This window comes from Brevundimonas nasdae, from assembly GCF_019395145.1.
Classification (GTDB): Bacteria; Pseudomonadota; Alphaproteobacteria; order Caulobacterales; family Caulobacteraceae; genus Brevundimonas; species Brevundimonas nasdae.
In genome coordinates, this window is sequence record NZ_CP080034.1 from 1432238 (window position 1) to 1443965 (window position 11728).

Genomic DNA, 11728 nt, shown 5'->3' on the forward strand with positions numbered 1-11728 from the left:
TGGCGCGTCCGCTTGCCGCAGACGCGCCCTCATGTGCTACTAGATGCGCCTCAATATCGCCGCCTGCAACCGGGCGAAGTCCATCCGCCCATGAACCTGATTCAAAGATACCTTTTCCGACAGATCTCGCTGCCCGTGGTCGCAGCGTGCGCCGCCCTGGCTGGAATCGGGATTCTGAGCCAGAGCCTGGACCAGCTGAAGTTCATCGTCGAACGCGGTCAGAGCGTCTGGGTGATGGCCAAGCTGACCCTGCTGGCCCTGCCGCAGCTGCTGTCGGTCATCCTGCCCATCGGCCTGTTCGTCGGCGCCCTGATCGCCCTGACGCGGCTTCAGCGCGAGCAGGAGATGACGGCGGCCTTTGCGGGCGGCATGACGCGCTGGCAGGTGATTTCGCCCGCCGCCCGTCTGGCCGTGCTGGTCGCCCTGGTCACCCTGCTGGTCAATCTGTTCTTCCTGCCCTGGGCTCAGCACGAGACACGGCGTCAGGCCTTCGCCATCCGCACCGATCTGGCCGCGCTGCTGGTCGAGGAGGGGCAATTCGTCCAAGGCCCCAACGGCCTGACCGTCTATGTGCAGCAGATCGAGCAGAACGGCCTGATCAAGAACCTGTTCGTCTATCTGGAGGACGGCGCAAAGGTCACCACTTGGAACGCCGCCGAGGCCCGCTTCAGCCGCGACGCCGCCGGAACCCCGATCCTGACCATGATCGAGGGATCGGCCCAGCGCTATTCGTCAGGCGGGGTGCTGGAGACCCTGTCGTTCGACCGTTACGACTTCTCGCTGGCCCCCTTCACCAGCGTGAACGAGACGATCCGCTACAAGCCGTCGGACCTGTATCTGCCTCAGTTGATGAACCCGTCGCCGCGTCTGCTTGAGACGGCAGGGTCGCGCGGCGAACTGCTGGCCGAGGCCCATTCGCGGATGTCATCGCCGCTGTATGCGCTTGTCGCCATGTCGCTGGCCCTGTCGGCCATCCTGGGCGGGGCGTTCAGCCGCACCGGCTATTCGCTGCGAATCGCCAAGTCGGCGGGCCTGTTCCTGCTGTTGCGCGTCGTCGGTTACGCCCTTGTCGCCGCCAGCGCCTGGAACGGCTGGATGAATATCCTGCAGTATCTGGTCCCCATCGCCGCCATCGCCATTTCGCTGCGGGTCCTGTTCCGGGCGTTGAAGCCCCGGCGTCGGCGCCAGTGGCCCGTCCTTGAGAAGCTGAAGGCGAGATTCGCATGAGCACGTCCTTCATGCCGTCGCGCTTTTCGCCTCACCTGCCGCGTCTGGGTCGGATCGAACGCTATGTCCTGATCCAGCAGCTGCGCTCGCTGGGCCTGGCCCTGGCGGTGATCGCCGCCCTGGTCATGCTGATCGACTTCGTGGAGGTGTCGCGCGGCGTCGGCTCGGCCCAGGATCTGTCGGCGGTGCGCATCTTCGGCCTGGTGCTGATGAAGTCGCCGTCGGTGATCGTGCAGCTTCTGCCGTTCGTCTTCCTGTTCGGCACATTGACCGCCTTCATCGGCCTGAACCGCCGCAGCGAACTGGTCGCCATGCGCGCCGCAGGGGTATCGGCCTGGCGTTTCGTGCTGCCGGCCGCAGGGATGGCTTTCGTTCTGGGCATACTGACCGTCACCGTGCTGGGCCCGCTGGCGGCGTCCGGCGACGCCATGTGGCAGCGCGAGCGGGCGCGGATTTCGGGAACCACGCTCGGCGCTGATTCCCAGGAGGCGATCTGGCTGCGCGAGGGCGACGACCAGCGCCAGATGATCATCCGCTCTGCCCGCCAGGACCGCGCCAACGCGCGCCTGCTGGACGTCAGCTTCTTCATCTACACGACCGGCGCCGACGGCGGCCGCACCTTCTCCGAGCGGATCGACGCCCAGTCGGCGACCCTCAGCGCGGGTCGCTGGCGCCTGAACAACGCCACTGGCGCCCAAGTGGGCCAGAAGGCCGTCACCTATTCCACACTCGACCTGCCCTCCAGCCTGGCGGACAAGGAAGCATTCGAGCGGTTCGCCCGGCCTCAGTCGACCCCGTTCTGGTCGCTGCCGAACCAGATTCAGCGAATCGAAAACGCAGGCTTCACCTCGACCGCCTATCGCCTGCGCCTGCAGCAGCTGCTGGCCACGCCGCTGGTGTTCGCCGCCATGTCGATCCTGGCCGCCGCCTTCTCGCTGCGGCTAATGCGTCTGGGCGATCTGGCCAAGATGAGCGTGTCCGCCGTGGTGCTGGGCTTCGCCTTCTTCTTCCTGAACCAATTCTCCTCAGCCATGGGTTCGGCCGAGGTCGTGGCCCCGTTTGTCGCGGCATGGCTTCCGCCCGTGCTGACAGCCCTCGCCGCGTTCACCTTGCTGTTCTATACCGAAGACGGCTAAGCGGGCTCCCTTACTCAGACGACGGATTGCATATGCAGGGTGATCGCCGCGACTGGCGCTCCAACGCCTTTCGGCAAAGGCTTCTGGCTGGCGCAGCGCTGATCGCCTGCGTACCCTTCTCCACGGCTGCGGCGGCTCAGACCGCTCAACCTGCGCCTGCCGCCTCGGGACAGGCCGCTTCGAAACACGCTGTTGAAGACGGCCTGACGCCTCAGGCCCTCTATATCGAGGCCGATTCCGCCACCCGCCAGGGCGACACGGTCACCGCGACCGGCACAGCCGAAGACCGCGTTTACGCCCGCTCACGCGGCCATGTCCTGCGCGGCGAAAGCCTGTCGTACGATCTGGCGAACGGCACGGCGACGGCGGATGGCCGGGTCGAGGCCATCACCCCCGACGGCACGGTCATCTATGCCGATCATCTCGAACTCGACCGCGACCTGACCACAGGCGTCGGCGTGGATTTCGCCACCCGCTTCCAGAACGGCGCCAGCCTGATGGCCTCCACCGTGGTTCGCCGCAGCGAGAAGGTGAGCGAGATGAACTACGCCATCTTCACTCCCTGCCCCATCTGCGACGCCAAGGGCCCCAAGACGCCCAGCATCTCGATCCAGGCCGAGCGCGTGGTTCAGGACGAGGCCCTGCACGCCATCCTGTATCGCAACGCCGTCTTCCGCGTCGGCGGAGTGCCGATCCTCTACACGCCCTATTTCGCCCACCCCGACCCAACGGTGGAGCGGGCCTCAGGCTTCCTGGTGCCCATTGTCAACTATGACGACGGACGCGGCTTCTCGGCAGAGACGCCGTATCTGCACGTCGTGTCGCCGTCGGAAGACTGGCTGATCAGCCCGCAGTTCAACTCCGAGATCGCGCCCTTCCTGAATGCGCAATGGCGTCGTCGCTTCGTGGACGGCGCGATCACGGTGCGCGGCGGCTACACCTACGAGCGGAATTTCGACAAGGCCATCGGCAACAGCCTGGTCGCCAACGACCGCGAAAGCCGCAGCTATCTGTTGTCGCACGGCAATTATGACCCGGCGGGGCCGTGGCGCTTCGGCTTCACGGCCGAGCACACCTCCGACAAGACCCTGTTCGACCGCTACGCCATTCGCGACCCGTACCAGGACAACGGCCTCTATTACGGGGACCGTCGCCGCCTGATCACCCAGCTCTACGCCGAGCGCCAGACCGACCGGTCCTACGTCTCCATCGCGGCCTTCCGCATCCAGAGCCTGCGCCTGGACCCGCGCTTCGCCGACAACGATTTCCGCGACGCCAACGGCAACAAGGTGTTCGAGAGCGACGAGAACCTGCCGATCGTCGCCCCGCTGATCGACGCCCGCTGGGAGCCGCATGATCCGGTCTTCGGCGGCCGTCTGCGTCTGAAGGGTTCGGCCGTGTCCCTGACGCGTGAGGCCTTCGTCGGCGCGCCGATCCTGAACCCCGCCATGGCGCCCCCGGTCACGACCGGTCTGTCAGGCGTCGACAGCCGCCGCGTCACCGGCCAGGCTGAATGGCGCCGCACCGTCATCACGCCTCAGGGCGTGCGGATCGAGCCCTTCGTCGACACCCGCGTCGACTTCTATTCGATGGCCGACCTGCCGCCGATGATGGGCGTCGACAGCGACCAGACCGTCACCCGCTCGCGGCTCAGCGCCGGGGTCGACTTCACCTATCCGCTGGTCAAGCGCACGGCCAAGGGCGACATCATCCTGGAGCCGGTCGCCCAGATTTCGATCTCCAGCAAGACCGACATCGACCCCCGCATCCCCAACGAAGACGCCCAGGTCATCGAACTGGACGAATCCTCGCTGTTCCGCATGGATCGCTTCTCGGGCTACGACCTGATCGAGGGCGGCGCACGCTTCACGGCAGGCGGTCGGGCGACGATTCGCTGGTCGGCCGGCCGCAGCGCCAGCCTGTTCGTGGGCCGCAGCTATCGCGCCGACGATGAAAACGCCTTCCGCACCACCATCCCCGACAGTCTGACGGGCGATCTCTATGATCCCACAGGCTTGGCCTCATCGACCTCAGACTGGGTGGTGCAGGGCAGCTATTCGCCGTCGGACCGCATCCGCAGCTGGGCGCACGCCACCATTGACGGATCGGGCGACATCCGCCGTGCAGAAGCCGCGCTGGATGGCCGCTGGGGCCGCCGCAACGCCGCCACCGTCAGCTATATCGTGGACCGCTCCAACCCGCTGGCGGGCGACCTGAACCGCAACTACGAGTTCGTCCAGCTGGCAGGCCAGCAGTTCCTGTACGGCAACTGGGGCGTGGCCCTGGCCGGGATCGCCGATCTGGAGCAGGACATCATCACCCGCTCGGAAATCGGCGTCCTGTATGACGACGACTGCCTGCGCGTTGAATTCGGCTTCCGCCGCGATAATACGCGCGTTCGCGACAGCGGCCGGTCCGACGGGGTGTATATCCGCCTAAACCTCGCCACTTTCGGAGGTTCAGGTTATGGACAGAGCGACATACGTTGAGCATGACGCTTTACGGGGCGCGACCGCTGACCACGATGGCCGACGGACCGCTGTGAGGAATCAGGAAGACCTATGGGTTTGATGCGTTATTCGACGGGGGCTGCGCTCGCGGCGTTCCTCCTCGCCGGTTCGGCCTACGGTCAGACGGCTCCCGCTCCTGGCGCAGTCGCCGGCGCGCCGAATCCGGCCGCCGAGGTTGCGCCTGCGCCGCACACCGCGACCCAACCCCAGTTCCAGCTGGCCGACGGCATCGTGGCCACGGTCAACGACCAGATCATCACCGGCTTTGATCTGCGCCAGCGGATGCTGATGCTGATCGCCTCGGCCCAGGTCCAGCCGACCGAGGAAAATCTGCCCGCCATCCAGCAGGCCGCGCTGAACAACCTCATCGAAGACCGCCTCAAGGCGCAGGAGATGACCAAGTTCAAGCAGTTGACGGTCACCGCCGCCGACGTCGACGAGGAGATCGCCGACATGGCCCGTCGCGCCGGCGCCACGCCTGCCGACTACATGCATTTCCTGCAGGAAGGCGGCATCAACCCTGACGCATTCCGCGAAAACCTGCGTATCGAGATCGGCTGGCAGCGCTTGACCGGCGGCCGCTTCGGCTCGCGCGCCCGCGCCAGCACCCTGCAGATCGACCAGGAAATCCGCCGCCTGAACGAAGCTGCGGCCCAGCCGCAGTATCTGCTCGGCGAAATCTATATTGAAGCCGCCCGCGTTGGCGGTCAGCAGGCGGCGCTGAACGGCGCGCGCCAACTGGTGCAGCAGATCATTCAGGGCGCGCCCTTCCAGGCCGTCGCCCAACAGTTCTCCTCGGCGCCCTCCGCCTCGTCGCGCGTCCCCGGCGATGCCGGCTGGGTCATCAAGGCCTCGCTGCAGCCGCCGCTTCAGGCCGCGCTGGACCAGCTTCAGCCTGGACAGCTGTCCAACCCGATCCCGGTCGAGGGCGGCGTCTATATCCTGTATCTGCGTGACAAGCGCGACGGCGCCTCCACCAGCCTGGCGTCACTGAAGCAGGTCATGGTCGAACTGCCCGAAGCCGCGACCGAGGCCCAGATCACCGCCGCGACCCGCACGCTGGAAGCCATGCGTCAGGGCCTGACCTGCGACAGCATCCTGTCCACGGCGCGCGCGACCCAGAGTGTGACCGGCGCGGACCTGGGCGAATCGGACATCGCCAACCTGGCGCCCCAGTTCCAGCAGTTCGCCCGCACCAGTGAAGTCGGCGCCATCTCGACGCCGATCCGCACCCCGCTGGGCCTGCATCTGGTCGCCCTGTGCGGTCGTCGCGTCGGCGGGCCGGAAGCCCCGTCGCGCCAGCAGGTGGAAAACCGCCTGCGTGGTCAGAACCTATCGGTGCTCGAGCGTCGCTATCTGCGCGACATCCGCAACGACGCCCTGATCGAGTTCAAATAATGAGGCCTCTGGTTCTGACGCTGGGCGAACCCGCCGGCGTCGGGCCGGAGATCATCGCCGCCTCCTGGCGCGCGCTTTCGACTGAGGCCGCCCCCTTCGCCGTCATTGGCGACGCCGATCTGATGCGGCGTCAGGGTGTGCCTGTGGCGGAGATCATGACGCCAGCGGACGCAGCGTATCGGTTCGCCTCCGCCCTGCCGGTCATTCACCGTCCCCTTCCCCGTCCGGTCGAGGTTGGCCGTCCCGATCCCGCCAACGCCCCCTCCGTCGCCGACGGCATTGAAGAGGCGGTCAGCTTCGCCCTGTCCGGAGAGGCGTCCGGCGTGGTCACCGCCCCCATCGCCAAGGCGCCCATGTATGCGTCGGGCTTCCGCTTTCCGGGTCATACCGAGTTCATCGCCGAACTGACCGCCGACGCCCCCTACCCCGGCACGCGCGGCCCGGTGATGATGCTGACGGCCCAGAACCTGCGCGCCTGTCTGGTGACCATCCACGTCGCTCTGGATCAGGTGCCGGAACTGGTCACCGCCGAGCGCGTCGCCCGCACCGCCCGCGTCGTCCATGAAAGCCTGAAGCGCGACTTCGCCATCGCCCGCCCGCGTCTGGCCATGGCCGCCCTGAACCCCCATGCGGGTGAAGGCGGCGCCCTGGGCCTTCAGGAAATCGACATCCTGATCCCGGTCGCCCGACAACTGCGGGCCGAGGGCATCGACATCACCGACCCCCGGTCCGCCGACACCCTGTTCCATGACGAGGCCCGCGCCACCTATGACGCCGCCATCTGCATGTACCACGATCAGGCCCTGATCCCGGTCAAGACGCTGGACTTCTGGGGCGGCGTGAACGTCTCGCTGGGCCTGCCCGTCATCCGCACCTCGCCCGACCACGGCACCGGCTTCGACATTGCGGGCAAGGGGATCGCACGTCCCGACAGCATGATCGCCGCCATCCGACTGGCATCGGAGATGGCGAAGGCGCGCGGCGCGCGCTAACAGGGCGTGTGACCGACCAACCTTCCCTCCGCGAAACCCTCGACGCCCACGGCCTTTCGGCCAAGAAGAGCTTCGGCCAGCATTTCCTGCTGGACCTGAACGTCACCCGCAAGATCGTGCGGCTGGCTGGCCCGTTCGAAGGCCGCGCCGTGATCGAGGTCGGGCCCGGCCCCGGCGGCCTGACCCGCGCCCTGCAGGAATCCGACGCCGGTCCTGTGGTCCTGGTCGAGAAAGACCCCCGCTTCATCCCCCTGCTGTCCGAACTGGACGACGGCTCCGGCCGCCTGACCATCGTGGAAGCCGACGCCCTGAAGGTGAAGGAGGCCGATCTGGTTTCCGGCCCGGCCCATCTGGTCTCCAACCTGCCCTACAACGTCGGCACGGCCCTGTTGATCAAATGGCTTACGGGGCCGTGGCTGCCGCACAGCCTGACCCTGATGTTCCAGAAGGAGGTCGCCGAACGCGTCGCCGCTGGTCCGGGTGAAGACGCCTATGGCCGTCTGGCCGTGATCTCCCAGGCCGTCTGCACCGCGCGCATCGTCATGCACCTGCCCGCCGCCGCCTTCACCCCTCCGCCCAAGGTGGCCTCCGCCGTCGTGCATCTGGTCCCGCTGGCCGAGCGCCCCAGCCCCGAGCGGCTCAAGAAGCTGGAGCGCGTCACCGCCGCCGCCTTCGGCCAACGCCGCAAGATGCTGCGCTCCAGCCTGAAACAACTGGGCGGCGCCGCCCTGTGCGAAGCCGCAGGCATCGAACCCGACGCGCGCGCCGAAACCATCGACGTGGCGGGCTTCCTGCGCCTGGCCGACGCCCTGGCCTGAACCCTGCCCCCGCTTCTGGCGGGACCGAGCCTGAAAAGAAGACGCCCCATGACCGAGCAAGGACAACCCGCCCCCGCCCTGGACCTGCCCACCGACAACGGTGGGCAGGTTTCGCTTGCTGCGCTGAAGGGGAAGCCTGCCGTCGTCTATTTCTACCCCAAGGACGACACGACAGGCTGCACGCGTGAGGCCTTGGACTTCACCGCCCTGGCCGCTGATTTCGCCGCCCTGGGCGTGTCCGTCATTGGCGTGTCCAAGGACACGGTGAAGAAGCACGACAGGTTCAAGGCCAAGCACGAGCTGAACCTGATCCTGGCCTCTGACGAGGACGGCGCGGCCTGCGAGGCCTGGGGCGTATGGGTGCAGAAGAAGCTGTACGGCCGCGAATATATGGGCATCGAGCGCGCCAGCTTCCTGATCGACGCCGAGGGCAAGGTCGCCCGCGCCTGGCGCAATGTGAAGGTCGCAGGCCACGCCCAGGCCGTTCTGGACGCCGCCCGCACCCTGGGCTGACATCTGCGTCGGAACAGGTCAGGCGACAGTTTCTCTGGCTGTCGATCAGAAGAATTACGCCCCGGAACGGCCCGCCGACGCCGGTTTCCGCCTGTGCGGCGCGCAAACCATATTGCAGCTGTCACGTTTGCCTGAATAACTGCGCCTCTCAACGTGGGGGCGTTGCACATGCAAGAGACGGAACAGCCGCAGCAGGGGTCGTTTGTCGAGCGACGGCTGCCTACTCGTTATCTCTATCTGCGCACCCATGACGACATCCGCGCCTGGGCGCTGACCACCCGGCGCCAGATTCTCATCGGCGTTGCGGCTCTGGCGGGCCTGATCTGGCTGGCGATCGCTTCCGGCGGGTTCATCTTCAATCTGATCAGCGCCCAGCGCGCCGACGCCCAGGTGATGCAGGCGCGTGCGGCGTCGGAGCGGCTGAACGCCGACCTTCAGGCCCGTCTGGAAAGCGCTGTGGCGCAGATGTCCGCCTCCGGCGGCGGCATGGAGCAGTCGCTGGACCTGATCGAGCGGCGCCACGCGGCCCTGACCCTGGTGATGCAGAACCTCCACGGCGTCGAAGGCGCGGCTGAGGCCCTGGCCCCGGCGCCGCCCTCGACCAGCGCCAATCCGATCCAACGCCTCATCGCCGTCCGCATGGATCAGGAGCAGTTGCTGGACCGCGCCGAGACCTTCGCCCAGACGCGCGGCGAGCGCCTGCGCCTGGCCTTTCGTCTGGCCGGCTTGAACCCCGCCGCCTATACGCCCGACGCTAATCAGGCTCTGGGCGGCCCCCTGATCGAGGCGCGCGATCCCCGCGCCCTGGCCGCCATTCTGGATGTGGACGAACCGTTCGCCGTGCGAATCCGTCACGCCGCCCGATCCCTGCACAGCCTGCGCAACCTGACCCAGGCCGCGGACACCCTGCCCTTCAGCCGCCCCACGGCCTCGCGCACCACATCCGGCTTCGGCGTGCGCATCGACCCGTTCGACGGCCGCCCCGCCATCCATGAGGGCCAGGATTTCGCCGACGGGCTGAACACGCCGGTCTATTCGACTGCGCCGGGCGTCGTGGCCTTCGCGGGGGTGCGCACGGGCTATGGCAATACGGTCGAGATCGATCACGGCAACGGTTTCAAGACCCGCTACGCTCATCTGAACACTTTAGGCGTCGAAACCGGCCAGCCCGTCGCCCTGGCCCAGCGGCTGGGCGCCATGGGCACCACCGGGCGCTCAACAGGCGTCCATCTTCACTACGAAGTCTGGCTGAACGGCCGCCCCCAGAATCCCGCACGCTTCCTCAGAGCAGGAGATCAACTTGTTCAACAAGACTAGCAAACCCGCCAGCGACCGCGCCTTTCGTCCCGGCCCGACGGTGATCCCGCCCCTGCCCGATATGCCGCCGCCCCCCAGCACGGAGGTCGTTGAAGCGCCGCTTCGCAGCCTGTCCACCCTGTCCGCAGACCTAGTCTTCGAAGGCCAGATCACCGGCGCTGGCGATCTCCAGATCGACGGCCAGGTCAAGGGCGATGTGCGCGTCGCCCATCTGATCGTCGGTGAGACCGGCCAAGTCGAGGGCAGCATCACCGCCGACGCCATCGAGGTGCGGGGTCGTGTTCTGGGCGGCGTCAAGGGCAAGCAGGTCAAGCTGGTGTCCACCGCCCATCTGGAAGGCGACATCACGGCGGAACAGCTGTCGATCGACGTCGGCGCCTACTTTCAAGGCCGCGTCACCCAGGCTCAGCGACCGGCTGCAGTCGCTGCCCCAACCCCAGCCTCCCAATCTGGCCCCGTGGTCACGCCCGTCCTGACCACGCCCGCCGCCCAGAACACGCCAGAGCCCGTTCCGGCCGAATAGGCCGCCATCCAGCGTCGGAATTGAAAGAGGCGGCCCGGTTCCGGACCGCCTCTTTTTCGTTGGTTCTCTGCGTCGATCAGTCGGCGCTGGAGCCGCGGGTCTCGCCGACACGCGCCGCCAGGGCCGCCCCCATGAACTGGTCCAGATCGCCGTCCAGAACCCCTTGGGTGTCCGAGGTTTCGACCTCGGTGCGCAGGTCCTTCACCATCTGATACGGCTGCAGGACATAGGACCGGATCTGGTGGCCCCAGCCGATGTCGGTCTTGGCGTCGGCCAATGCCTGGGCCGCCGCCTCGCGCTTCTGCAGCTCCAGTTCGTACAGGCGCGCCCGCAGCATCTTCCAGGCCATTTCCCGGTTCTGGTGCTGCGACCGGCCCGCCTGGCAGGCCACGACCGTATTGGTCGGGGTGTGGGTCAGGCGCACCGCCGAGTCCGTCTTGTTGATGTGCTGACCGCCTGCGCCCGAGGCGCGATAGGTGTCGGTGCGCACGTCCGACGGATTGATGTCGATCTCGATCGTGTCGTCCACGACCGGCGACACCCCGATGGAGGCGAAGCTGGTGTGCCGCTTGGCCGCCGCATCATAGGGGCTGATGCGGACCAGACGGTGCACGCCCGATTCCGACTTCAGCCAGCCGTAGGCGTTGGGGCCTTCGATCAGGATGGTGGCCGACTTCACGCCCGCCTGTTCACCCTCTTCGTGGGCCTCGATGGTGACCTCATAACCGTGCGCCTTGGCCCAGCGCGAATACATCCGCAGCAGCATTCCGGCCCAGTCGTTGGACTCGGTGCCTCCCGCGCCGGAGTTCACTTCGAGATAGGCGTCGTTGGAATCAGCCTCGCCGGACAGCAGGGCCTCCAGCTCGGCGCGGGCCGCGCGCTCCTTGATGCCGCGCAGGGATTCGCGGGCGTCCTCCAGCGCGCTTTCGTCGCCTTCCTCGTCCGCCATCTCGGCCAGCATGACCCCGTCTTCAAGGTCCTGCTCCATCGCCTTGACGGTGTTGATCTTGCCTTCCAGCTGCGAGCGTTCGCGGCTGACGGCCTGGGCTTCGTCCGGTTTGTCCCACAGCGTCGGGTCTTCGACCCGCGCGTTCAGCTCATCGAGCTTTCTTAGAGCGACATCCCAGTCAAAGACGCCTCCTGAGCAGAGCGACGCTCTGCTCGATGTCGGCCTTCATGGCCTCGACATCCGGTCTCATCGCAATCTCCAGCGACAGAAAAAGCCCTGAGGTCTGTGCGACAGGGCGACAAAGAACGAAAACGGCGCGCCCGAAGACGCGCCGTTCGAAGTCCC

10 protein-coding genes are annotated in these 11728 nt (G+C 67.0%); 9 read left to right on the top strand and 1 reads right to left on the bottom strand.

Annotation, left to right across the window (positions count from 1 at the left end; translation table 11 throughout):
- Positions 1-90 precede the first annotated feature (90 nt).
- From KWG56_RS07030 to KWG56_RS07070, 9 genes are all read left to right on the top strand, one after another.
- On the top strand, positions 91-1227 hold the full coding sequence (locus KWG56_RS07030) for an LptF/LptG family permease (RefSeq protein WP_219354236.1): 1137 nt from the start codon (positions 91-93) through the stop codon (positions 1225-1227).
- Complete coding sequence (lptG, locus tag KWG56_RS07035; RefSeq protein WP_236261429.1) at positions 1224-2363, top strand: LPS export ABC transporter permease LptG; 1140 nt, start codon at positions 1224-1226, stop codon at positions 2361-2363. Before KWG56_RS07030 ends, lptG begins: the two co-directional genes overlap by 4 nt.
- Before the next feature lie 32 nt (positions 2364-2395).
- A complete protein-coding gene (locus KWG56_RS07040; protein ID WP_219354237.1) occupies positions 2396-4852 on the top strand; it encodes an LPS-assembly protein LptD in 2457 nt (818 codons plus the stop codon).
- A 72-nt stretch (positions 4853-4924) separates the two neighbouring features.
- A complete protein-coding gene (locus KWG56_RS07045) occupies positions 4925-6271 on the top strand; it encodes a peptidylprolyl isomerase (protein WP_244999680.1) in 1347 nt (448 codons plus the stop codon).
- On the top strand, positions 6271-7263 hold the full coding sequence (pdxA, locus tag KWG56_RS07050; RefSeq protein ID WP_219354238.1) for a 4-hydroxythreonine-4-phosphate dehydrogenase PdxA: 993 nt from the start codon (positions 6271-6273) through the stop codon (positions 7261-7263). Before KWG56_RS07045 ends, pdxA begins: the two co-directional genes overlap by 1 nt.
- A gap of 8 nt (positions 7264-7271) precedes the next feature.
- Positions 7272-8081 (top strand): 16S rRNA (adenine(1518)-N(6)/adenine(1519)-N(6))-dimethyltransferase RsmA, encoded by an 810-nt coding sequence (gene rsmA, locus KWG56_RS07055; RefSeq protein ID WP_219354239.1) that lies wholly within the window; start codon positions 7272-7274, stop codon positions 8079-8081.
- A gap of 48 nt (positions 8082-8129) precedes the next feature.
- Entirely contained in the window at positions 8130-8594 is a 465-nt protein-coding gene (gene bcp, locus KWG56_RS07060) for a thioredoxin-dependent thiol peroxidase (RefSeq protein ID WP_219354240.1), read from the top strand.
- A 168-nt stretch (positions 8595-8762) separates the two neighbouring features.
- On the top strand, positions 8763-9911 hold the full coding sequence (locus tag KWG56_RS07065; RefSeq protein WP_219354241.1) for a M23 family metallopeptidase: 1149 nt from the start codon (positions 8763-8765) through the stop codon (positions 9909-9911).
- Positions 9895-10434, top strand: a complete 540-nt coding sequence (locus tag KWG56_RS07070) for a bactofilin family protein (protein WP_244999681.1) — start codon at positions 9895-9897, stop codon at positions 10432-10434. Before KWG56_RS07065 ends, KWG56_RS07070 begins: the two co-directional genes overlap by 17 nt.
- A gap of 76 nt (positions 10435-10510) precedes the next feature.
- Here the strand turns inward: KWG56_RS07070 and prfB are convergent.
- Positions 10511-11633 (bottom strand): peptide chain release factor 2 gene (prfB, locus tag KWG56_RS07075; protein ID WP_219354242.1). Its coding sequence is split into 2 segments (ribosomal slippage): positions 10511-11563 and positions 11565-11633, totalling 1122 coding nucleotides; the frame shifts between segments, so codons are not numbered across the junction.
- Positions 11634-11728 lie beyond the last annotated feature (95 nt).

Excerpts from the sequence above, each read along its gene's own strand:
- KWG56_RS07030 (WP_219354236.1), top strand. The coding sequence starts at position 91 with ATGAACCTGATTCAAAGATACCTTTTCCGACAGATCTCGCTGCCCGTG.
- lptG (WP_236261429.1), top strand. The coding sequence starts at position 1,224 with ATGAGCACGTCCTTCATGCCGTCGCGCTTTTCGCCTCACCTGCCGCGT.
- KWG56_RS07040 (WP_219354237.1), top strand. The coding sequence starts at position 2,396 with ATGCAGGGTGATCGCCGCGACTGGCGCTCCAACGCCTTTCGGCAAAGG.
- KWG56_RS07045 (WP_244999680.1), top strand. The coding sequence starts at position 4,925 with ATGGGTTTGATGCGTTATTCGACGGGGGCTGCGCTCGCGGCGTTCCTC.
- pdxA (WP_219354238.1), top strand. The coding sequence starts at position 6,271 with ATGAGGCCTCTGGTTCTGACGCTGGGCGAACCCGCCGGCGTCGGGCCG.
- bcp (WP_219354240.1), top strand. The coding sequence starts at position 8,130 with ATGACCGAGCAAGGACAACCCGCCCCCGCCCTGGACCTGCCCACCGAC.
- KWG56_RS07065 (WP_219354241.1), top strand. The coding sequence starts at position 8,763 with ATGCAAGAGACGGAACAGCCGCAGCAGGGGTCGTTTGTCGAGCGACGG.